The sequence below is a fragment of the Aminobacter sp. BA135 genome, from assembly GCF_050859125.1.
Taxonomy (GTDB): Bacteria; Pseudomonadota; Alphaproteobacteria; order Rhizobiales; family Rhizobiaceae; genus Aminobacter; species Aminobacter ciceronei.
The window spans coordinates 601,457-623,987 of the sequence record NZ_CP139572.1 but is presented as its reverse complement, the minus strand read 5'-3'; the positions used below and the strand labels follow the sequence as shown (position 1 = coordinate 623,987).

Genomic DNA, 22,531 nt, shown 5'->3' with positions numbered 1-22,531 from the left:
CAGCTCAAGGAGCGTTTGCCATGCCTTCCCTGTCCGCCGCATCGATCGAGCTGTTCGAGGACCTGATCCGCTACGAGGTCGAGGACAAGGCGATCCCGTCGATCTCATATGCGCTCGTCGACCGCGACGGCGTGCTGGCCGAGGGGCACATCCAGCGTAGTGACCGTCATTTCGACATGCGCGAAGACACCTGCTTCCGCATCGGTTCGATCACCAAGACCTTCACCTCCCTGGCGATGATGCAGCTGGTGGAGAAGGGGCTCGTCGACATCGATGTCGACGTCTCGACCTACCTGCCCGGCTTCCATCCGATCAACCCGTTCGCCGGCGCCGAGGGTGGTCCGCATGGTTCGGTGATCAGCCTGCGCAAGCTGATGACGCACACCTCCGGTCTGGTGCGCGAGCCGAAGAGCGGCCACTATCTCGACGCCACCCGGCCGCCGCTCGAGGATACGGTCAATGAGCTCGCCAGCTCGACGCTGAAGCAGGATCCGAGCATCGGCATCATGCATTATTCGAATGCCGGTATCGCCGTGGTCGGGCGGGTCATCGAGGTGGTGACCGGCCAGAGCTATTCCGACTATGTCTCAGAAAACATCATGAAGCCGCTCGGCATGAACCAGTCGTCCTGCGGCATGGCGCCGGGTATCCGCGAACGCCTCGCGCCCGCCGACATGTGGACCCTGGACGGCGACACGCCGGCGCCGGTGTTCAGCCTCGGCGGCTCGCCGGCAGGCAACATCTTCTCCACGACCGGCGACATGGCGCGTTACGTCCAGTGCCTGTTGCGCGGCGGCTTCAATGCCGAGGGCACGTCGATCATCTCCCCGGCCTCGCTGCGCGAGATGTGGACGCCGTTCGGCAAGCGCCCCGACAGCCTTGACAAGTCGATGGCCGGATATGGCCTGTGCTACGGTGCCGGCGAGGTCGACGGCTGGGAGTCGGTCGGCCATGGCGGGGCGGTCTATGGCTATGCCTCGCACATGCTGATCCTGCCCGGTGCCGGCATCGGCGTGCTGATGTTCGCGACGCTCGATTTCGCCAACCAGATCGCCTCACGCCTCGGCGTCGATGGTCTGCGCATAGCCCTTGCAGAGCGCAAGATGGGCAAGCCGTTGCAGCGCCTGCAGCGACCGCCCGTCATCGCCGAGGAGCAGTTCAGGACCCTGCCCGGCTACTATAGCGACGACGCCACGCAGGAGGTCGTCGAGGTCAAGGCGAAGGACGGCAAGCTCTATCTGATGGGTGACGGCGTGCCGCTGCAGATCCGGCCAGTATCCGGCAAGGATTTTGTCATCGACGGCCGTATCTATGGCCGTGGCGCCGGCTATGCGCACATGAACCTGTCCTTTCCCGAACCGGGCAAGCTGATGTGGAAGGACGCGAGCTGGACGCGCATCGAAGCGCCCGTCGACGAGACGGTGCCGGAGGAGATCGAGCCGCATCTCGGCGAATACGGCCCGGACTTCAACATCACCTATCTCAGCTACAGCCATGGCGGGCTGAAATGCCTGATCGAGTATTTCTGCACCCACAGCTGCGAGCCGGTTGGCGAGGGGCGCTTCCGCATGCATGGCAAGCTCTATGAGGATGAGATCCTGGAGCTTGACGCCGTCGACGACAACGGCAGGCGTGGCATCCGCGTCGGGCCGATGTTCCTCGAACGGCGCCCCTTGTCCCGGGCGGAGGCGGCCTGAGCAGGAGCATGACCGCACCTTTCAAGATGGAATCGCCGATCGGCTCCCGCATGGTCATCGGCGGGCGCGAGGTCGACTATTACTGCGGCACCTCCTATTTCTGCCTGCACGGCCACCCCGAGGTGATCGAGGCGGCCTGCGCTGCCACCAGGCAGTATGGCATGGGGCCGGGCACGCTGGCTCACATGCAGGTCTATGCCGATTTACAGGAGCGGCTGCGCCAGTGGTTCGGCACCGAGGAGGTCGTCTACATGATCTCAGGCTACACCAGCCCGATGGTGCTGCTGCAGGGGCTGCGTGAGGATTTCGACCTCATCTTCATCGACGCGGCGGCCCACTACAGCACCCGCGACGCGATCCCGACGCTGGGCAAGCCGGTGCATGAGTTCCGCCATGGCGATGCCAATGACCTGGCAGCGCAGCTGGCGTTGCATGTCGGGGTCGGGCAGAGGCCGGCCGTGCTGACTGACGGGGTATTTCCGTCCTCCGGTCGGTTGGCGCCGCTCAACGACTTCAGGCAGGCGATGGCACCTTACGACGGCGCGTTGCTGTGCATCGACGATTCCCACGGTGTCGGCGTGCTCGGCGAAAGCGGGCGTGGCTCGCTGCAGCATGCCGGGCTGGAGGGTGCGGGCAACTTCCTCGCCGGCACGATGAGCAAGGCCTTTGGTGCGCTTGGCGGCGTCGTTCCCAGCGATGCGGCCTTGGCCGAGAAGATCACCCGCAACGCGATGATCATGCGCGGCGCCTCACCCGCGCCACCCGGGCTGGCTGCTGCTGCCGCCGCTTCGTTGCGGATCCTGCAGACGACGGACAGGCGTGCCAGGCTCTCCCGCAATGTCAGCCACATGCGCAGCGGCCTGCGCGGCCTCGGCTTCGAGGTCGCCGACACGCCGGTGCCGATCGTCACCATTAAGGGCGTCACCGACCTCGAACTCCTGCGCGATCGTCTTGCCGAGCGCGACATCATCGTCAGGGTCCAGCAGCCGGGCGGCTATTCCGACGCGTCAGATGTGCCGAGCATGCGGCTAGCGGTGTTTTCCGAGCATTCCCCCGACCAGATCGACCGGCTGCTGCGGTCGATGGCTGAGCTTCTCTAGAACCGAGGATTACGATCATGAAGGTGTTCATCAGCGCCGACATCGAAGGCACCGCCGGCATCACCGTGTGGGACGAGGCCCGAAAGGGACATGCCGCCTACGAAGAATTTCGCGAATACATGACCGACGAACTGGTGGCGGCCTGCGAGGGCGCCAAGGCTGCCGGCGCGAAGGAAGTGCTGGTCAAGGACGCGCATTCCACCGGGCGCAACCTGATCCTGTCGAAGCTGCCGGCCTATGTCACGATCGTCAGGGATTGGAGCGGTCACCCTGACATGATGATGTTCGGCATCGACGACAGCTTTTCGGCGGCGCTTTACACCGGCTACCACAACAAGGCTGGCACCGACACCAATCCGCTGGCGCATACGCTGACCGGCACCGTATCGCGGCTGCTGATCAATGGCGAGGTGGCATCCGAATACACGCTCAATGCGCTGTGTGCGGCGCGTTATGGGGTGCCGTCGGTGTTCCTGTCAGGCGATGCCGGCATGTGCGCGGAAGCCAAGCTTCTGGTGCCGCGCATCGGCACGGTTGCGACGAGCGAGGGCTTTGGCCCGGCCACAAGATCGCTGACCCCAAAAGCCTCGGTCGCTGCGATCCACGCCGGCGTCGAGGAAGCGCTGTCGCGCGACCTCAAATCCTGTCTGCCGAAACTCGCCGACAGCTTCGAGCTGGTGGTCGAATACACCAACCCGCACGAAGCCTATCGCGCCAGCTGGTATCCCGGCGTCGAGCATCCGGCGCCGCGCACATTGCGCTTCCGCGCCAGGGATTTCTTCGAGATCCAGCGCGCCATTCGCTTCATCGTGTAGCGGAAACGCTTGTGGCCGGCGGCGCCTGAACGGGCGCGCCAGTCGCTTCACCGCGGCCTCCGCTGTTCGGCCCGGGGCGAGAGGCAAGCATCGCGCATTAAGCGCGAGCTTGTCCGACGCTCCGTCCGGAGGATTGGCGAGCATGCGGGCAACGATGCTCTTGCGGAGCCGGCGCCGGTCTTCGGCGTCGTGAGCGCGCGAAGGGCGATGGTCCAATGAAACGGACGATGTAACAGGATCGTCCACGCACAGTCGGCGGTCAACATCACGGCGGCAGTGCTGATGTTGATCGGATGGATCGCCAGGGATGCGGGGATCGCGACGGGCGACTCTGTCGAACAGCTCCTTCCAGCCAGTAACGTCGACGACGACGATGAATTCAAGATCACGAAAATCCGGGGCGAGGATGCTGTCGCCCGCGGCAACGTTGACTTGACCACCGAACATGGTCGGCAACGCCAGAAAAGCGCCTATCCGCCTCAGGATGCAGCAGATTTTGATGTGCGTTGCACAATATTTGGAGTTGCACCTTAGCTGTCACGAAAATAGGCTGAATTGTCCCTCCGTGCGCCCCCAGGTGCCAGGGCGTCAAACAACAGAGGCTTTCCATGACACGATTTCACACCCTCCTCGCGGCTGGCGTTGCCGGCCTCGCGACGACCCTCGTCGCTGCGCCGGCGTTCGCCCAGGGCAAGACCCTCACCATCTCCTGGTGGGGCTTCAACGGCGACAAGCTTGACGAGTACATCGTCAAGCCGTTCAAGGAGAAATGCGGTTGCGAGATCGTGTTCGAGACGGGCAACAACGCCGACCGTCTCAACAAGATCAACATCCGCAATGGCGAGGGCGTCGACGTCGCCTACTTCACTGATGCCTACTCGCAGATCGGCATCAAGGAAGGCCTGTTCCAGCCGATCGACAAGTCCAAGGTGCCGAACCTTGAAGGTCTCTATGATCTTGCCAAGGCACCGCAGGGCGAATTCGGCCCAGCCTACACCATCGGCCGCGTCGGCGTGATCTACGACAGCGCCAAGGTCAAGGCGCCGATCACCTCGTGGAACGACCTCTGGAAGGAGGACTTCAAGGCCTCGCTGTCGCTGCCCGGTATCACCACCACCGCCGGCCCGATGGCCGTCATGGTGGCCGGCACCCACGCCGGCGTCGACGCCTTTGCCGATGCCGACGCCGCCTTCAAGGCTGTCGAGGCGCTGAAGCCGAACGTCGTCAAGAACTACACCACCGGCTCCGAGCTGGTGAACCTGTTCTCAACCGGTGAAATCTCGGCGGCTGTCGCGCAGGACTTCACGCTCGCCCAGATCCAGGCCGCCGTGCCCACCGCTGCATGGGCCAATCTCTCTGATGGCGCGATCGCAACGCTGAACACCATCAACATCCCGAAGGGCGCTGCCAATGTCGAGCTGGCGCATGAGTTCATCAACTTCGTGCTGTCGAAGGAAGTGCAGCAGAAGACCGCCGAGAACGGCGTCGATGCGCCCGTCGTCAAGGCCGTCGAGTTGACGCCCGAGCAGGCCAAGCTGTGGACCTACGGCGCCGACATGATCGCCTCGCTGAAGCAGGTCGACTACGAGAAGATGAACACGGCCAAGACCGAATGGGTCGACCGCTGGAATGAAGTGTTCGGCATGTAATTGCTTTCAGGGCGGGAAGGCATGGCTTTCCCGCCCGCCACTGTGTGCCGGGGGCAACGCCCCGGAGGGTTTCGTGCCGCTGTCACAGCCCTTGCGGCATTCTGCGCCTTTCGCGGCCGCCCGATGAGGGGTAGCACGCCGCAACAAGATCTCCCGGACGCCATCTGTCCGTGGAAACTGGAAGAGATTTCATGCTGAAACGCTTTGCCGGATGGTGGCTCGCAGGGCCGGCTACGCTGGCCGTATTGGTGTTCCTGATACTGCCGGTGGCCGCCACCATCGCCACGACCTTCGGCGAGGACGGCGGCATCTTTGCGCCTTACTTCGCCTTCTTCAACAGCGGCTTCCGCCGCACTGTGCTCTGGCGCACCATCGAGATTTCGCTAGCGACCACAGCCATCTCGCTCGTCGTCGGCTTCCTCACCGCCTATGTCGTGTCGAAGTCGCCGGGCAAGCTGAAAAGCCTGTTGATCATCGCAGCCGTCTTCCCGCTGCTGACCGGTGTCGTCGTACGCTCCTTCGCCTGGCTGATCATCCTCGGCAAGAATGGCATCCTGAACAATTTCCTGGTCGGCATCGGCGCGATCTCAGAGCCGCTGTCAATGCTCTACACGCAAGGGTCGGTCATCGTTGCGATGGTCTATCTTTTCGTGCCGCTGATGATCCTGACGCTTGTTGGCGTGCTGGAGAACATCCCCGACGACGTCGTCCAGGCCTCGTCGTCGCTTGGCGCCACGCCGGCGGCGACCTTCCGGCAGGTCATCCTGCCGCTCGCCGTGCCCGGTCTGATCGTCGGCGCCGTTCTCGTCTTCACCGGCTCGTTCACTGCCTACGCCACGCCCCAGCTGCTCGGCGGCGAGCGCCAGATGGTGATGGGCACGCTGATGTACCAGCGTGCCATGGTGTCGTTCGACTGGGTCGGCGCTTCCACAATCGCGGCAATCATGGTGGTGATCACTGTCGCCGTCGTTCTTGCCATGAGCCGCGTTGCGCGGCGTCTCAACCCGATGGCGACATGATGACCAGCCGTATCAATCCCCTGCTCATCCTGTTCACCGTCCTGGTCTACATCTTCCTGATGGGGCCGCTGATCATCGTGCTTGGCGCCTCGGTCAGCGACACCACCTATCTGACCTTCCCGCCGCAAGGCCTGACTTTGCGCTGGTTCGAGAACATCTTCGAGATCAGCGCCTTCAAGCGCACCATCATCACCAGCCTGGAGCTCGCTTTCCTGGCGACGGGATTGGCGCTGTTGATCGGCATTCCGGCGGCCTATGCGCTCAACCGCTACCGCATCAAGCTGCCGTCCTGGCTGTCGACCGTCTTTGTGCTGCCGATCCTGGTGCCCGAGATCGTGCTCGGCTTCTCGTTGCTGAAATCGGTGGCGGTGGGCATGCAGACGCCGATCTTCCTGACGCTGCTCGTCGGCCACATGCTCTTGGTGCTGCCCTATTGCGTGCGCGTCGTTTCGGCGAGCCTCGCCTCGTTCGATTTCTCGATCGAGGAAGCCGCCGTCAGCCTCGGCAGCCCGCCGGTGAAGACCTTCTTCACCATCGTTTTGCCCAACGTCCGCTCTGGCGTGATCGCGGCCTTCATCCTGGCTTTCATCACCTCGATCAACGACGTGTCGACGTCGCTGTTCCTCACCGGACCAGGCGTCTCGACGCTGCCGATCCAGATCCTCGCCCATGTCGAGCAGTTCTTCGATCCGACGATCGCGTCGGTGTCGGTGCTGCTGATGCTGCTGACCGTGGCAGTCATGGCCATCGTCGAGCGCACGCTCGGCCTCACCTTCCTTGCGAAGTAGACCCATATGACCCAGGCACTTACAGTCCAGAATCTCACCGCCCACTACGGCGCCACCAAGGTGCTGGAGGACCTGTCGCTCTCGGTCGGCAAAGGCGAGCTCGTCTCGCTGCTCGGCGCCTCGGGCTGCGGCAAGACGACGACGCTGCGCCTCATCGCCGGCTTCCTCGAGCCGACCTCCGGCTCGATCCGCCTTGGCGACAAGGACCTGACCCGGCTGCCGGCCTACAAGCGTGACATCGGCCTGGTGTTCCAGAACTACGCGCTGTTCCCGCATCTCTCGGTGCTCGACAATGTCGGCTTCGGATTGAAGCAGCGCGGCGTGGCTCCTGGTGATCGCGAGAAGCGCGCCAGGGCAATGCTCGAGCGCGTCGGCCTGTCGCAGCTCGCCGATCGCCTGCCGGGCGCGCTCTCCGGCGGCCAGAAGCAGCGCGTGGCGCTTGCGCGTGCACTCGTCATCGAGCCGCCACTTTTGATGTTCGACGAGCCGCTGTCCAACCTCGATGCCAAGCTGCGTGTCGACATGCGCGTCGAGATCCGCCAGCTGCAGCGCGCCAATGGCACCACCTCGGTCTATGTCACCCACGACCAGGAAGAGGCGTTCTCGATCTCCGACCGCGTCGCCATCATGAATGCCGGCCGCATCATGCAGTTCGACACGCCCGAGACGCTGTACCAGCGCCCGGCCAACGCGTTTGTCGCCCGCTTCGTCGGCTTTGAGAACCTGGTGCCGATGAAGGTTTCCGCACGCGACGGCGCTGAAGTGACGGCCGTGACCGATGACGGATCGCAGCTCAAGCTGTCGCAGGACCGTTTCGGCGCGATCCCAGACGTGTTCGTGCTGGCCGCACGCGCGGATGGCCTGGCCGTCTCGACGGACGCCAACGCCGAGGGCATTCCCGCAACGCTTGGCCTGCGCACCTATCTTGGTCGCGCCTACCAGTACCAGGCTGACACTGCTGCCGGCCAACTGATCGCCAACGGCTCGCTGTCGGCGCCGCTGGAACCGGGCGCGCGGGCCAAGCTGGTGCCGGTGCCCGACCAGTGCTGCGTGCTGAAACCGGAGTGACCCGAGGAGCGACCATGTCCATCCTCATCACCAACGCCACCGTCCTCCCCTGCACGGAGGACATGCCCGTCGTCGACAAGGGCTGGGTCCATGTCGAGGGCGAGGTCATCAAGGCTGTCGGCGTGGGCGAGGCCCCCGCAATTGTCGGCGCGGAAATTGTTGACGCCGGCGGCGATGTCGTCATGCCCGGCATGGTCAACCCGCATTGCCACATGGCGATGACGCTGTTCCGCGGCCTCGGCGAGGACGTCGACGACCGGCTCTACCGCTACATCCTGCCCTTGGAACGCAAGTTCGTGCGGCCCGAGGCAGTGCGTGCGGGAACGGCACTTGCCGCGCTCGAGCTGATCGAGGGTGGCGTCACCACAGTCGCCGACATGTATTACTTCGAGACCGAAGTCGCGCGGGTTGTGGCCAATGCCGGCATCCGCGGCGTGCTCGGCCAGACCATCGCCGACTTCGATCCGCCCGACCACAAGTCGGTCGACGAAGGTTTTGCTCTCACCGAACAACTCGTCGCCGAATTCGCCGGACATGACAGGGTCATCCCGTCGATTGCCCCGCATGCGCCCTATTCTACCGGCATGACGACGATGGAGCGCATCGCCCGCTGGGCGGACGACCATCCCGACGTACATGTGCAGATGCATCTGGCCGAGAGCGATGCCGAGATGGCGTGGGCCGAGAAAACCCACGGCATGCGACCGGTCGAGGTCGTCGAGAAGGCGGGCCTGCTGCGCCGTGGCCTGATCTGCGCGCACTGCCTGCATGTCGATGAGACCGACATCGAGCGCATGGCGCATGCAAAAGTCTGCGTCGCCCACAATGCCCGCTCCAACGGCAAGGCCGGGCGCGGCATCGCACCCGTCGAGGCGATGCGAAAGGCCGGCATTCCGGTCGGGATTTCGACCGATGGCGCGATGAGCGGCAACACGCTCGACCTGTTCTCGCAGTTCGCGCCGGTGTCGATGTTCCAGAAATTGCTCGGCCACAGCCGCAAGCCGATGGCCTCGGTCGACGTCGTGCGCATGGCGACCCGTGATGGCGCCAAGGTGCTGGGCCTGGATGCAAAGGTCGGCTCGCTCGAGCCGGGCAAGCAGGCCGATCTCATCCGCGTCAGCCTGGCCTCGCCGCGTCAGCAGCCGGTCTATGACATCTATTCCACGCTGGTCTTCGCCACCCTGCCGACCGACGTGTGCGACGTCATGGTCGGCGGCGACTGGCTGATGCGCGGCCGCGAGGTACTGAGCCTCGAACGCAAGAAGGTGCTGCGCGACGCGCTGCAGGTGGCGCAGAGCTTCAAAGCCGAGATGGCCCGCATCGACGCTGCGGGCTGAGGTCCGGACGAGTGTCCGGGACGTACAGGGAAGGACAAAGCAATGAACCGATCAGAAGCCTCGACGCATCTCGACAAGGTGCTCGCCAATATCGACGCAAGCCTTGCGCGCCTGTTCGACCTGATCCGTATTCCATCTGTCTCGACCGATCCGGCGCATGCCCCGGACTGCAAGCGCGCCGCCGAATGGCTGACGAAAGAACTCGGCGAACTCGGCTTCGACGCCTCGGTGCGTCCGACCGCGCGCCACCCGATGGTCGTCGGCCACGACCGCACGGGGCAGGGGCCGCATGTGCTGTTCTACGGACATTACGACGTCCAGCCCGTCGATCCGCGTGGTCTGTGGCACTCCGACCCGTTCGAGCCGAAGCTCGTGCCGCAGCCCGATGGCGAGACCCACATCGTTGCCCGCGGCGCCTCCGACGACAAGGGCCAGCTCTTGACCTTCGTCGAGGCGTGCCGCGCCTGGAAGGCCGTCGCTGGCAGCCTGCCGATCCAGGTGTCGGTGCTGTTCGAGGGCGAGGAAGAGATCTCCAGCCCGAGCCTGCCGCCCTTTCTCGACACGACCGGTGCCGAACTCAAGGCTGATGTCGTGCTCGTCTGCGACACCGACATGTGGGACGCCGAGACGCCTGCGGTGACCACCATGCTGCGCGGCGTGCTGAAGGAGGAGATCGTCATCTCCTGCTCCAACCGCGACCTGCATTCGGGCATCTACGGCAACGCCGCGCGCAATCCCTTGCAGGTGCTGTCCGACATCGTCGCCAGCCTGCGCACGCCAGACGGCGGCGTGGCTGTCGAAGGTTTCTACGACGGCGTCACCGAACTGCCCGACGCCATCAAGGCGCAGTGGCAGCGCCTGCCTTTCGACGACAAGGGTTTCCTGGGTGATATCGGGCTTTCGATTCCCGCCGGCGAAAACGGCCGCACCGTGCTCGAACAGGTCTGGGCACGCCCGAGCTGCGAAATCCACGGCATCATCGGCGGCTACACCGAAGAAGGCTTCAAGACCGTCATACCGGCCAAAGCGCAGTCCAAGATCTCCTTCCGCCTCGTCGCCGGCCAGGATCCGGAAAAGATCCGCGATGCCTTCCGTGCCCATGTCCGCGCCCGCATCCCGGCCGATTGTTCGGTCGAGTTCATCGACCACGGTGCGAGTGCCGCGACCGTCATGCCGATCGACGGCGCGTTTCTCTCCAAGGCGCTCGGCGCGCTGACCGAGGAGTGGGAGCGCGAGGCGGCAGTGGCCGGCAGCGGCGGCTCGATCCCGATCGTTTCCGCCTTCAAGGAAAAGCTCGGCATGGATTCGCTGCTGATCGGCTTCGCCCGCTTCGACAACCGCATCCACAGCCCGAACGAGAAATACGACCTCTCCAGCTTCCGGAAAGGCATCCGGTCCTGGGCCCGCATCCTCGCGGCGTTTGCCGAGGACAAGGGCTGAGGCTGCTGGTGGGGCGTCCTTCGAGGCTCGCCCGCTGATGTTTCACCAGTTCCGGAGCGGCGGGCGATTGGCTTTTCCTCGCCCCCGCAAAGCGGGGGAGAGGTGGCATGGCGAAGGGCGCACCAAAGTCTCGCCTACCAAACCACCTTGTGGCTCTCACCCGTCTGCACGTTCACGAACCCCTCGGGCACCGCATCCGTCGGCGCCACCAGCACCCAGCGCCAGGGTGCGCAGGTCAGCGTGGCGAATTGCAGCCGCTCGGGGAAGCCGGGGAACCAGCGTGGCGAGAAGGTCGGCTCATAGAGCCAGTCGATCTTGTTGGCCTCCGCGTAGAGCTTTTCCATTTCGGCATCGAGCGCCTCGGCGGGACGGTTGGTCATCAGGCCGCCGACCTCGTAATGCACGTCGGCGACCACCTTGCCTGATGTGACCAGTGCCCAGCCGCCCTGGTTCTGCGAGATGCGGTTGACCACCTCGGCCATGGCGGCATCGGACGAGCCGACGACCCAGATGTTGTGCTGGTCGTGCGCCACCGTGCAGCCAACAGCCGTGTCAGGCGTCTTCGGGCCACAGCCGAGCCAGAACATCTTGGCGACGCGGCCCTTGCCTGAATAGCGGTCGACGACGGCGAATTTGGTTATGTTGCGGTCGCTGTCGCGCTGTACGGCGCCATCGGCCACCGGAAGTTCCGTGGTGATGAAGTTGTCGTCCCAGTGGAACGGACGCAGCAGTGCCGCCTGCATCGTCGCGCAGCCCGGCTCGGCAGCGACGGCGAAGTCTGCGGCGGTCAGCTTGCGGCCGACATTGACCGTCTTCGTCGCCCAGTCAGGCCAGTCGATGGCGGGCAGGTGGCCGGTGAAACGCTTGCCCTCGGACACCTGTTCGCCATCGGCCCAGACCTCCGCGATCGACACGGTCGCTGCCTTGTCGAGCAGCACCATGTCGGCGAAGCGCCCGGGGGCGATGGAGCCGACGAAGGGTGTCAGCCGCATGTGCCGCGCCGGGTTGATCGACACGCATTGGTAAGCGATCTCCGGCGACAGGCCGCTTTCGATGGCGAGGCGGACATTGTGGTCGGTCGCGCCCATCTTCAGCGTGTCCGAGGCGCTGCGGTCGTCGGTGGCGAACGCCACCTGGCTCCAGTCGCGCAGGCCGCGTTCGAGCAGGCCCTTGATGATGTCGGGCATCGAATGCGGGCGGATCTCGACAAAGATGCCGCGCCTGAGCTTGTCCCACGCCTCCTCGGGCGTCCACGCCTCGTGGTCGGAGGACAGGCCGGCAGCAGCGAAGGCGTTGATCGACGGCAGGTCGCGCAGGCCGGCGCCGTGGCCCTCGACCACGCCGCGCTTTTCGAAGGTCGCCTGGATCATGCCCCAGAGCCTGCCATAGGACGGGTTCTCGGGGTTCCAGACGGCCGGCCAGTCCATGACCTCATCGAGGCCGGCGACCATCGTGCTCTCGCCGAGGAAGCCGATCTGCTCGGCATAGCCGAAATGGCCGCCGCCGCCTTCATAAGCCGTCGGCGGAACCGCCGAGCCGGGCAGCGGAAAGATCTTCATCGGCGAGCCGGCACGGCGCGCCGTCAGCCAGAATTCGAGATTGTTGGGGCCGTTGACGTTGGAAAATTCGTGGCTCGCCTCGCAGGTCCAGGTGTTGCCGCGCGGCATGACAAGGGCTGCCTCATGTTCCGGCGTCAGGTGCGAGCTTTCGATGTGCTTGTGCACCTCGCCGAAGCCCGGCACCGCCGCAAGATGCGTGCGGTCGATGGTCTCGCGCGCCGTGCCCGGGAAGCTGCCGGCGGGGCCGACATAGGCGATGCGGCGGCCGCGGATCGCCACCTCGCAATCGTCCATCCAGGTGCCGGTGTGCACGTCGAGGACGCGGCCGAACTGCACGAGACGGTCGGCCTCGCGCTTGCCGAGGGCAACGAGAACAAGGTCCTGGCGTATCCGGATTTCGTCGGCAGGATCGATGAGGAGATCGGCGGGCAGGGGAACTGTCTTGGTCATGGCGTCGCCTCTACTGCATGCCGGGCGGAATCGGAACCGGTTTCAGCTGGGCCAGCATATAGCAGTTTGATCGAACGGCGCCGGGACAAGCATTTCGGCTTGATTCCCCTGATACGATGATATGAAGCCAGTCGGACTTGATTTGGAATGAAAGGTCGCGCCATGCAGCTGAAACCCACCCGCAAGGTGATCATCGACACCGATCCCGGCATCGACGATGCGGTGGCGATCCTGCTGGCGCTGAAGTCGGCCGAGTTCGACGTCATCGGCATCACCACCGTCGCCGGCAACATCGGCATTGCAACGACGACGCGCAATGCCGGCCGCATCCTCGCGCTTGAGGGCCGGGTCGACGTGCCTGTCATCGCCGGTGCCGCCGGGCCGCTTTCGCGCAAGGGTTTCGACACCGCCGACATTCACGGCAATGACGGCCTCGGCGGTGTGGCCTTCCCCGATGCGCTTTCACAGCCCGTGGCCGGCGACGCAGTCACCTGGCTGCGCGACGCGCTCCATGCTGCGGAAACCGACACCATCGACATCCTGGCGCTCGGCCCGCTGACCAACATCGCTCGCCTCGTTACCGAGTACCCGGAGGCCGCTGGCCGCATCGGCCGCGTCATCGCCATGGGTGGTGCCGTCTACGAGCCGGGCAATATCGGCCCGCGCGCCGAGTTCAACATCGCCGCCGATCCGGAGGCCGCCGAGATCGTCTTTGGCGCCGGGCTGGACATGACGCTGATCCCGCTCGACGTCACCCGCAAGGTCCGCGCCACGCGCGACGATACCGCCATGCTGCAGGCATCCGACGTGCCGGCAGCCGTCGCTTCGGGGGCCCTGATCGACGCCTATTTCCAGTCGACCACTGGCGGCGAGAGCCGGCCGCTGCACGACCCCTGCGTAATGTTGCTGGCGCTGGACGAGACGCTGTTTGGTTGTGAGAAGCTGAAGCTCGCTGTCGACACCGGTTCGACGCGGGATGCCGGAGCGCTGACGGTTTCGGATGAGGGGGCTCGGGTTTCAGTGGCGCTGAAGGTCGAGAGCGCTGCGGTGCTCAAGCTGCTTTATGGCAGGCTGAAGGCTGAGTAGGCCGCGCGTTATCCCCGAAGCTGGAACAAACACGAGGCATCGGGGGATCAGGGGTTACGAGAGGCCCTTATTGGTGCCTCGCCTCGACGGGCGCACGCCCCCTCTCCGTCACGGCTTCGCCGTGCCACCTCTCCCCCACGCCGTGGGGGCGAGGAACCCAAGTTCCGGGAGGCTGCGCTTCAGTCCCCTTGCGTCTAATTCCTGACAGGCGTTTCAAAGACCGCTATTTTTGGCGCCATCGCCGGCGGTTGCCGGTTCCTCGCCCCGCGAAGCGGGGGAGAGGTGGCGAGGCGAAGCCGCGACGGAGAGGGGGCTCTGGCTGCCATAGTCCTCGGCGAACCGACGGGTTCCCCGAAGTTGCTAGGCTCGCTCGATGGCGTGAGGGTAGCTACGCCGCCAGTTCCTGCTCAACCAGCGTCGTCCAGAATCTGACCCCGCTCGCCAGCGCATCGTCGTTGAAGTCGTAGCGGCTGTTGTGGTGGAGGGCGCCGTCGACCGCGGGGCCGTTGCCGAGCCAGACATAGGCGCCCGGCACCTCCTGGCTGAACATGGCGAAGTCGTCGCCGGCGGTCGAAGGCGGGAACTCGGTTATGACCTTGTCGATACCCAGGGCCGCCTGGGCCGCAGCCAGCGCGCGGCGTGTCGCGTCCCTGTCGTTCACTACGGGCGGCATCTGGCGGAAGTAGCGATACTCCGCCTCGATGCCGTAGAGCTTCGCCGAGCCCTCGGCTAGAGCGCCGATCTCTCTTTCCAGCTGGTCGCGCACGGCGGCCGAATAGGCGCGCGAGGTGCCGCCGATCTTGACCAGATCGGGGATGACGTTGAGCGCCTCGAAGCTGCCGGCTTCCATGGCGCAGGCGCTGACCACCGCCGGCTGGAGGGGATCGACGCGGCGTGCGACGATGGTGTGGAGTGCTGTCAGGAACTGGCCGGCTGCCGTCATCGCGTCGCGGCCGAGATGCGGCTTGGCGCCATGGGTGCCGATGCCCTTGAAGGTGACGGTCCAGCGGTCGGACGAGGCGAGCTGCGGCCCTGAAACAACCGCCATGCTGTCGGTGGCGATGCCGGGCATGTTGTGCAGACCGTAGACGGCATCGACCGGAAACTGCTTGAAGAAACCGTCCTCGATCATCGCCTTGGCGCCGCCACGACCTTCCTCGGCCGGCTGGAAGATGAAATGCACAGTGCCGGAAAAGCTCTTGCGACGGGCGAGTTCGCGGGCGGCGCCAAGAAGCATGACGGTATGGCCGTCATGGCCGCAGGCGTGCATCTTGCCTGACACGGTCGACTTGTAGGCCCGGTCTTCGGCCATCTCGGGCATGGCGAGCGCGTCCATGTCGGCGCGCAACGCGATGCGCCGCGAGCCGTCACCGAGCTTCAGCGTGCCGACGACGCCGGTCTTGCCGAGCCCGGTCTGCACCGAGATGCCGGCCTCGGCCAGCATCTTCTGCACGATTCCTGATGTGCGTAGTTCCTCGAAGCCCAACTCGGGATGGGCGTGGATGTCGTGGCGCAGCGCCGTCAGCATCTCGATTTCGCCCTTGTCGTGCCCGGCCGTCGATGTCATCACGCAAACTCCGTTTGGCCCGGTTCGGCAATCTGAGGCGCCCAGGGCCATCGGCGCCGCATGTCCCCTTCTGCAACAGAAAGGCCCGTTGTGCCACTCGCTCCGCATCAATTCTGGCAGACAGTGTACCCGGCGGGAACGTTCGACGCCGCACCCGCCGCTGGCTACAGCGACCTCTATCCGGCATCGCTGCCCGACGGGCGTCAGATCGCGCTGCCCGTCCGCGTCCTGCCGGGCGACGGCAGCCGGGCGGTGGCCTCGATGATCGTCAACCAGGCGAGCTTCGCCGTCGAGGATGCGCTGTCGGATGCCATGGCGGCCCATGCCCGGGTCTACGCGCCCGAGGTCGTCATCGGCGTGCCGACGCTCGGCCTGCCTTTGGCCAATGGCGTTGCCCGGCGTGTCGGGCATGACAGGATGGTGGCGCTCGGGACGTCGCGAAAGTTCTGGTACAGCGAGGACCTTTCCGAGCCGATGAGCTCGATCACCAGTCCGGAGCACGCCAAGCGGCTTTATCTCGACCCGCGCATGCTGCCGCTGCTCGAGGGACGGCGAGTGCTGGTCGTCGACGATGTGATAAGCTCCGGCACCTCGATGCTGGCGGTGCTGAAGCTGTTGGCCAAGGCAAACATCCGGCCGGTCGCCGCCGTCTTCGGCATGCTGCAGGGCGATGTCTGGCGCCGGGCGATCACCGAGCTCGATGCCAGCTACATCGCCCATATCCACGGCGCCATTACCTCGCCGCGCCTCAGCCGCAGCGCCGGTGGCGGCTGGTTCCCCAAGCAGGACTAGGCTTCACCCACACGGTTGTTCCAGTCGCCTGCTTGCGACATTCCGGTCGGGCACATTGCGCCAAGATGCTGTCTGCTGGAACGCCCGTTGTCATCAGTTGGATGCCTTGGCCTCCGAGACTAGCACCGGGTCGCTGCGGTAGCGATCCGGGAACAGGCGTTTGAGGTTCTCGATCTTCGGCAGGTCGTTGTAGACGATATAGGGATAGGTCGGGTTCAGGGTCAGGAAATCCTGGTGATAGTCCTCGGCCTTGTAAAAGGCACGACCCGGTTCGATCGTCGTCGCGATGGCGGCGTCAAAGACCTTGGCCTTGTCGAGCTGGGCAACATAGGCCTTGGCGACCTTCGCCTGTTCGGCATCGGCCGGGAAGATCGTCGACCGGTATTGCGTGCCGGTGTCTGGTCCCTGGCGATTGAGCTCGGTCGGATCATGCGCGACCGAGAAATAGACCTGCAGAATTTGGCCGTAGCTGATCTTGTGCGGGTCGAAGGTGATCCTGACCGACTCTGCATGACCGGTCGAGCCGCTGCCCACGACGTTGTATTGGGCCGTCTGCTTGTCGCCGCCGGCATAGCCTGACACGGCGTTCGTGACGCCCTCGACATGCTGGAACACGCCCTGAACGCCCCAGAAGCAGCCGCCTGCCAGCACCGCCACCGCCGAATTGCCTTGCGCCGGTGCGTCGCGCACTGGCGCCGGAATCTTGATGCCCTCCTGCGCGGCACTCGGTGTCGTCAGAGCCCAGGCGCCAATCGCCGCAACCGCCGCTGACAGCCAGAATGCCGGCCTGGCCGCGATCTTTCTTGCTGTCGAAGATTCCCTAGTCATCCAACTGCTCCAGTTCGTTCCTGGCTGCGTTCTTGAGAGACGCCAGGGCTTACTCGACCTGGCCGAACGAAGCCCGCCAACACAGGATACGGAGATGGATGTGGCTTTGTTACGCGGAATCGGCGTGGGTCACGCGCAAGTGACTGCTCGCCGGTCCATGCTGGACCCAATATCCAAGCACCCGGCGTCCAGCCCCGATGTTTCGCGCCCTGTGCCTTCCGGCCCTCAAGCCAAAATGCCTACGCCGTCTCCAGGCGGTTGATCTCATCGCGAACTTGCGTTATCACGATGATGGTTTGATCAAATGAGCGTGCAAAATAGAGGCGCCGATGACAAGAAAAGCGATCTACTCCGGCTCTCCATTCGAGGAGCTCGCGGGCTATTCAAGGGCGCTTGTCGACGGCGATTGGATCTTCGTTTCGGGCACGGCCGGCCATGATCCCGCCATTGGCGGCTTTGCGCCCGAGGCCGAAGCCCAGGCGCGGCGCGCGCTCGACATCATCGCAGCGGCATTGGCGGAAGCAGGGTCCGGCTTGCGCGACATCGTTTCGGTGCGCGTCTACCTCGCCAGCCGCGACGACGTCATGGCCGTCTCGCGTGTGCTCGGCGCGAACTTCGCCGATCCGCGGCCGACCAACACGACCATCATCTGCGGTTTCCCCGTTGAAGAGATCAAGGTCGAGATCGAAGTCATCGCGCGCCGCCAGGCCGGCGCTGCGGCAAACATCAGCCAGGTGGAACAATGAAGCGGGTCGCGCGGCGTATCTCCCAGACGCCACAGAAGTCATTCGGCATGTACCAGAAGGCGGCGGCACTTGCCGGCAGTGGGCGTGACCTCATCCACCTCGAGCTTGGCCGCCCGGCTGCCGATACGCCCGAGCACATCAAGCAGGCGACGATCACGGCGATCCTGGCCGGCGACGTCCACTACAGTGACCTCAAGGGGACAGCGAGCTTCCGCGCGGCACTGGCCGAAAAGCTGCGCAACCAGAACCGCATGGATGTGACCCTGGCGGACATCCTGGTCACCAACGGGCTGACGCACGCCTCGTTCGCGGCGTTCCTGGCGTTGCTCGATCCGGGCGACGAAGCGATCCTGCTCGACCCGTTCTACCCCCAGCATATCGGCAAGATCGAGCTGGCCGGTGCCAAGCCGGTGTTCGTGACGCTGGATGCCGCCGACGACTTCGCCCTCAAGCCCGAGCTGATCGAGGCCGCCATCACCGAGCGCACCCGGATGATCGTGCTGGTCAATCCGGTCAACCCGACCGGCCGCGTCTATTCGCGCACCGAGCTCGAAGGCCTCGCCGAACTGGCGATCCGGCGCGACCTGCTCGTCATTTCCGACGAGGTCTACGAAGACATGGTCTATGACGGTCGCGAGCATGTCAGCATCGCGGCACTGCCCGGCATGGCCGAGCGCACCATCACCGCTTTTGCATTTACCAAATCCTTTGCCATGGATGGGTGGCGTCTCGGCTACATGGTCGCACCGGCCTGGGCGATGCCCGGGCTGCTCAAGATCACCGCCAACGACGCCACCCACGTCAATACATTTATCCAGGCCGGTGGTCGTGCTGCGATCACCGGCCCTTGCGAAGTGCTTGCCGAACTTGTCGATCACGACCGCCAGAAGCGCGATCTTGTCGTCCGCCGCCTCAACCAGATGCCGGGCGTGAAATGCCCGTCGCCGCAAGGCGCGATCTACGCATTCCCCGATATCTCGGCCTTCGGCATTCCGTCGCAGGCGCTTGCCGAAAGGATTCTCGACGAGGCAGATGTGGTCGTCGAGGCGGGCAGCTTCTACGGTCAATCCGGCGAAGGCCATCTTCGCGTCTGCTTCGGCTCCGAAAGCCTGGAGCGGCTGGACGAAGGCATGGACCGGCTGTCCAGGTTCTTCAACAATCTCTGGGACGGACGCGACGGCGCGCCGGCCAGCGAAGCAAAGCGGGGCAGTGCATGACACAGACCGGCGATGTCATCCTGCAGACCCGAGGCCTTTCGAGGAGCTTTGGTGCGCTCAAGGCCGTGGACGGTGTCGACATAGCGGTCAAGGCAGGCCAGATCACCGGCCTGATCGGCCCCAACGGCGCCGGCAAAAGTACGCTGTTCGGCCTCATTGCCGGTGAGGTTCAGCCGAGCGCCGGCGAGGTGATCTTCGACGGTAGGCCCATTTCGGGGCTCCGCCCCGACAAGATCTTCCGCGCTGGCCTGGCGCGGACCTTCCAGATCCCGCGGCCATTTCCCGAGATGTCAGTGCTCGAAAATGTCATGCTGTCGGCCACCGGCCAGTCGGGTGAGACCTTCTGGAACAACTGGTTCCGCGGCAGGCTGGTCGCGAGCGAGGAACGCCGGGCCCGCGAACGGGCGATGGAGGTGCTCGCCTTTACCGGTCTCGCCGACAAGGCGCGCGACCTTGCCGGCGTGCTTTCGGGCGGGCAGCAGAAGCTGCTCGAACTTGCCCGCGTCATGATGGTCGACCCGCCGCTGATCCTGCTCGACGAACCGACGGCGGGTGTCAATCCGACGCTCATCGAAACGCTGATCGACAAGATCGTGGCGCTCAACGAGCGCGGCGTCGCCTTCCTCATCGTCGAGCACAACATGGACATGGTGATGCGTATCTGCCGCCACATCGTGGTGATGGCGCAGGGCCGGGTGATCTTCGAGGGCGATCCGGCCGGCGTGATGAAGGAGCAGCGCGTCATCGATGCCTATCTTGGTGATGTAACGGTGGGGGAACTGGCATGAGCGCGCCCGTCTGCGAGGCGCGCAGCCTGCGCGCCAGCTACATCCCCGGCATGCCGATCGTCTTCGACATCTCGGTCACAATCGACGCCGGCGAACTGGTTACCCTGATCGGCCCGAACGGCGCCGGCAAGTCGACCTTCCTCAAGGCGCTGGCCGGCCTGGTGCTGGTCGAGGGCGGCGAGGTCAAGCTCGGCGGCCAGCGCATCTCGGGGCTGCCGACGCACGAGATCATCGCCGCGGGCGTGGGTTTCGTGCCGCAGACCAGCAACGTCTTTTCCTCGCTGTCGATTGAGGACAACCTGATCAGCGGCGGCCACACTTTGCCGCGTTCGCTGTTGCGCGAGCGCGTGCAACGGGCCTTCGAGCATTTTCCCGCTCTGGCCGACCGTCGCCGCGCCGCGGCTAACGTGCTCTCCGGCGGCCAGCGCCAGATGCTCGCGGTGGCGCGCGCGCTGATGACCGATCCGCGCGTCATCATGCTCGACGAGCCGACAGCGGGGCTGGCGCCCAAGATCGTCCACGAGGTGCTCGACGACCTGCGCCGCCTCGCCAAGAGTGGCGTTGCGGTGCTGATGGTGGAGCAGAACGCCAAGGCAGCCCTTCGGGTTTCCGACCGTGCCTATGTCCTGGTCGAGGGCCGCAACCACATGACGGGAACGGCGGCCGATCTGCTCGACAACGACGCCATTGCCGAAGCATTCCTGGGCTTCCGGAGGAAATCATGATTGGACAAGCCATCGCCGACGGTCTCTTGACCGGCGGCATCCTCGCGCTCGGGGCAATAGGCTACTCGCTGTGCGCGCATATGCTGAAATTCGCCAATTTTGCCCATGCCGAAATGCTGACCTGGGGCGCCTACCTGGCTTTTGCTGTGGTGGCTTTCCTGCCCGCCGGCCAGCCCATCGGCCCGTTTTCCTTTGGCTGGCCGCTGCTCGTGGCCATCGTGGTGTCCTGCGTCGGCACCGGGCTGATCGCCATCGCCGCCGACGCGCTCGTTTTTTCCAAGCTCCGCAAGCGTCGCGCCGGCAGCCTGACACTGGTCTTCGCCAGCTTCGGCATCGCGCTGATCCTGCGCAATCTGGTGCTGTTCGTCTGGGGTGCGGACGCGCACTACTATGGCCAAGAGCTGCAGATCTCGCTCGAAATCCTGCCAAATGTCCGGCTGATGCCCGACCAGGTGCTTGTCCTCGTGCTGACGGTGGCGTTGGTGGTGGCGTTGCACCTGTTCCTCAAGTTCAGCCGCATCGGCGTCGCCATGCGCTCGATGGCGGAGAACCCGGCTTTGTCGCAGGTCTGCGGCATCGACATCGCCAAGGTGGTGCGCTGGACCTGGATGCTCAGTGGCGCCCTCGCCGCCATTGCCGGCGTCTTTGCAGGATTGACCGTGCAGATCCGACCGGAGATGGGCTTCAACATGCTTCTTGCATTGTTCACAGCGGCGATCCTCGGTGGCACCGGCAGCCTGTTTGGCGCGGTCGCCGGCGGCCTGATCGTCGGTCTTGCCGAAAGCCTGTCGGCGCTGGTCATACCTACCGGCTACAAGGCGGCGGTGCCCTTCGGCCTGCTGCTCATCATCCTCTACCTCAGGCCGCAAGGTCTGTTCTCCAGGTCGGCACGCGTGTGAGGCTCAGATGATCGGATTTGTTTCGTATCTTGTATTCTTCCTCACCGTCGCGCTGATCCTCGGCATCGCGACCCTTGGGCTCAACCTGCAATGGGGCGGCACCGGCCTGTTCAACGCCGGTATCGTCGGCTTTTACGCCATCGGTGCCTACACCTTCGCGATCCTGACGGCGCCGGCGCGGCCTGAGCTGCTCGGCAATTTCGAACTGCCCTGGATCGTCGGCCTGGTCGGCGCGATGGCTGCCGCGGCACTTGCGGCCCTCATCACCGGGATGGCGACGGTCCGGCTGCGTGGCGACTATCTCGCGGTCGCGACCTTCGGCATCGCCGTCACCATCCAGCTCGTCGCCACCAACTTCGAAGCCTTGACCGGCGGCACGATGGGCATTGCCTCGATCCCCAATCCGTTCCGTGGGCTGTTTGCGACGCCGCTCGCCAACAATCTCGGCTACCTGGCAGTCGTGGTGGTGATCCTGGCCGTCGCCTATGTCGCCCTCGAGCGCATCGCGCGTTCGCCTTGGGGACGCGTGCTCAAGGCGATCCGCGAAGACGAGGTCGCCGCCGAGACGCTGGGCAAGAACACCCGCAGCTTCCGCCTGCAGGCATTCGTCATCGGCTCGACGCTGATGGGGCTTGCCGGTGCGCTTTATGCCAGCTTCATCGGCTTCGTCAGCCCGTTCGACTTCCTGCCGATCCTGACCTTCCAGATATGGACGATGTTGATCATCGGCGGCAGTGGCAACAATCGCGGCGCCATCCTCGGCGCGATCGTTGTCTGGGGCATCTGGAGCGCCATCGGCGCGGCGTCGTCGAAGATGTTGCCCGAACAGTTCCAGATCTATGGCGGTGCTGCTCAGGCGATGATCATCGGCCTGGCGCTGGTGCTCGTGCTGTTGCTGCGTCCGCGTGGCCTGATCGGCGAGCAGCCGGTCACCTCGCGGCATGCCGCCTGAGCGTCAGGC

Annotated in this window: 21 protein-coding genes; 18 read left to right on the top strand and 3 right to left on the bottom strand. The window is 64.9% G+C overall.

Annotated features, from left to right (window positions below):
• Positions 1-20: 20 nt before the first annotated feature.
• The 10 genes from SLT36_RS02985 to SLT36_RS02940 all read left to right on the top strand — a co-directional run bounded on the left by SLT36_RS02985 (position 21) and on the right by SLT36_RS02940 (position 10,913).
• Positions 21-1,697 (top strand): serine hydrolase domain-containing protein, encoded by a 1,677-nt coding sequence (locus SLT36_RS02985; protein ID WP_432285755.1) that lies wholly within the window; start codon positions 21-23, stop codon positions 1,695-1,697.
• An 8-nt stretch (positions 1,698-1,705) separates the two neighbouring features.
• The gene (locus SLT36_RS02980) at positions 1,706-2,797 is read left to right on the top strand and encodes an aminotransferase class I/II-fold pyridoxal phosphate-dependent enzyme (RefSeq protein ID WP_432285754.1); all 1,092 of its coding nucleotides are present in this window, start codon (positions 1,706-1,708) and stop codon (positions 2,795-2,797) included.
• Between the two features lie 17 nt (positions 2,798-2,814).
• Positions 2,815-3,612: a M55 family metallopeptidase gene (locus tag SLT36_RS02975; protein WP_432285753.1), complete on the top strand. Its 798-nt coding sequence runs from the start codon at positions 2,815-2,817 to the stop codon at positions 3,610-3,612.
• A 282-nt stretch (positions 3,613-3,894) separates the two neighbouring features.
• A complete protein-coding gene (locus tag SLT36_RS02970; protein ID WP_432285752.1) occupies positions 3,895-4,146 on the top strand; it encodes a hypothetical protein in 252 nt (83 codons plus the stop codon).
• A gap of 74 nt (positions 4,147-4,220) precedes the next feature.
• Positions 4,221-5,261 (top strand): ABC transporter substrate-binding protein, encoded by a 1,041-nt coding sequence (locus tag SLT36_RS02965; RefSeq protein WP_432285751.1) that lies wholly within the window; start codon positions 4,221-4,223, stop codon positions 5,259-5,261.
• Between the two features lie 194 nt (positions 5,262-5,455).
• On the top strand, positions 5,456-6,280 hold the full coding sequence (locus SLT36_RS02960) for an ABC transporter permease (protein WP_432288229.1): 825 nt from the start codon (positions 5,456-5,458) through the stop codon (positions 6,278-6,280).
• Positions 6,277-7,068 carry an ABC transporter permease gene (locus SLT36_RS02955; RefSeq protein WP_067955560.1) on the top strand — a complete coding sequence of 264 codons (792 nt, stop codon included), beginning with the start codon at positions 6,277-6,279 and terminating at the stop codon, positions 7,066-7,068. The genes SLT36_RS02960 and SLT36_RS02955 overlap by 4 nt, the downstream gene beginning before the upstream one ends.
• Positions 7,069-7,074: 6 nt before the next feature.
• Entirely contained in the window at positions 7,075-8,136 is a 1,062-nt protein-coding gene (locus tag SLT36_RS02950; protein ID WP_432285750.1) for an ABC transporter ATP-binding protein, read from the top strand.
• A 14-nt stretch (positions 8,137-8,150) separates the two neighbouring features.
• Positions 8,151-9,473 (top strand): amidohydrolase family protein, encoded by a 1,323-nt coding sequence (locus SLT36_RS02945; RefSeq protein ID WP_432285749.1) that lies wholly within the window; start codon positions 8,151-8,153, stop codon positions 9,471-9,473.
• Positions 9,474-9,515: 42 nt separating this feature from the next.
• Positions 9,516-10,913 carry a M20/M25/M40 family metallo-hydrolase gene (locus tag SLT36_RS02940; protein ID WP_432285748.1) on the top strand — a complete coding sequence of 466 codons (1,398 nt, stop codon included), beginning with the start codon at positions 9,516-9,518 and terminating at the stop codon, positions 10,911-10,913.
• Between the two features lie 134 nt (positions 10,914-11,047).
• Here the strand turns inward: SLT36_RS02940 and SLT36_RS02935 are convergent, their stop codons facing one another.
• Positions 11,048-12,922: an adenine deaminase gene (locus SLT36_RS02935; protein ID WP_432285746.1), complete on the bottom strand. Its 1,875-nt coding sequence runs from the start codon at positions 12,920-12,922 to the stop codon at positions 11,048-11,050.
• Positions 12,923-13,084: 162 nt separating this feature from the next.
• On the opposite strand from SLT36_RS02935, the gene SLT36_RS02930 reads away from it, so the two are divergent.
• The gene (locus tag SLT36_RS02930) at positions 13,085-14,008 is read left to right on the top strand and encodes a nucleoside hydrolase (RefSeq protein WP_432285744.1); all 924 of its coding nucleotides are present in this window, start codon (positions 13,085-13,087) and stop codon (positions 14,006-14,008) included.
• Between the two features lie 388 nt (positions 14,009-14,396).
• On the opposite strand, the gene SLT36_RS02925 is transcribed toward SLT36_RS02930, so the two are convergent.
• A complete protein-coding gene (locus SLT36_RS02925; protein WP_432285743.1) occupies positions 14,397-15,575 on the bottom strand; it encodes a M20 aminoacylase family protein in 1,179 nt (392 codons plus the stop codon).
• A gap of 90 nt (positions 15,576-15,665) precedes the next feature.
• Between SLT36_RS02925 and SLT36_RS02920 the strand changes: the two genes are divergently transcribed.
• Positions 15,666-16,367 (top strand): phosphoribosyltransferase, encoded by a 702-nt coding sequence (locus tag SLT36_RS02920; RefSeq protein ID WP_432285742.1) that lies wholly within the window; start codon positions 15,666-15,668, stop codon positions 16,365-16,367.
• Positions 16,368-16,460: 93 nt separating this feature from the next.
• On the opposite strand, the gene msrA is transcribed toward SLT36_RS02920, so the two are convergent.
• Positions 16,461-17,195, bottom strand: a complete 735-nt coding sequence (gene msrA, locus SLT36_RS02915; RefSeq protein WP_432285741.1) for a peptide-methionine (S)-S-oxide reductase MsrA — start codon at positions 17,193-17,195, stop codon at positions 16,461-16,463.
• Positions 17,196-17,524: 329 nt separating this feature from the next.
• On the opposite strand from msrA, the gene SLT36_RS02910 reads away from it, so the two are divergent.
• The 6 genes from SLT36_RS02910 to SLT36_RS02885 are packed head-to-tail and all read left to right on the top strand — an operon-like array spanning position 17,525 to position 22,522.
• Complete coding sequence (locus SLT36_RS02910) at positions 17,525-17,941, top strand: Rid family hydrolase (RefSeq protein WP_432285739.1); 417 nt, start codon at positions 17,525-17,527, stop codon at positions 17,939-17,941.
• Positions 17,938-19,158: a pyridoxal phosphate-dependent aminotransferase gene (locus SLT36_RS02905; protein WP_115729899.1), complete on the top strand. Its 1,221-nt coding sequence runs from the start codon at positions 17,938-17,940 to the stop codon at positions 19,156-19,158. Before SLT36_RS02910 ends, SLT36_RS02905 begins: the two co-directional genes overlap by 4 nt.
• On the top strand, positions 19,155-19,946 hold the full coding sequence (locus tag SLT36_RS02900) for an ABC transporter ATP-binding protein (RefSeq protein WP_115729898.1): 792 nt from the start codon (positions 19,155-19,157) through the stop codon (positions 19,944-19,946). Before SLT36_RS02905 ends, SLT36_RS02900 begins: the two co-directional genes overlap by 4 nt.
• Positions 19,943-20,671 (top strand): ABC transporter ATP-binding protein, encoded by a 729-nt coding sequence (locus SLT36_RS02895; protein WP_432285738.1) that lies wholly within the window; start codon positions 19,943-19,945, stop codon positions 20,669-20,671. The genes SLT36_RS02900 and SLT36_RS02895 overlap by 4 nt, the downstream gene beginning before the upstream one ends.
• Positions 20,668-21,570 carry a branched-chain amino acid ABC transporter permease gene (locus SLT36_RS02890; protein WP_432285737.1) on the top strand — a complete coding sequence of 301 codons (903 nt, stop codon included), beginning with the start codon at positions 20,668-20,670 and terminating at the stop codon, positions 21,568-21,570. Before SLT36_RS02895 ends, SLT36_RS02890 begins: the two co-directional genes overlap by 4 nt.
• A gap of 7 nt (positions 21,571-21,577) precedes the next feature.
• On the top strand, positions 21,578-22,522 hold the full coding sequence (locus tag SLT36_RS02885; protein WP_115729895.1) for a branched-chain amino acid ABC transporter permease: 945 nt from the start codon (positions 21,578-21,580) through the stop codon (positions 22,520-22,522).
• Positions 22,523-22,531 lie beyond the last annotated feature (9 nt).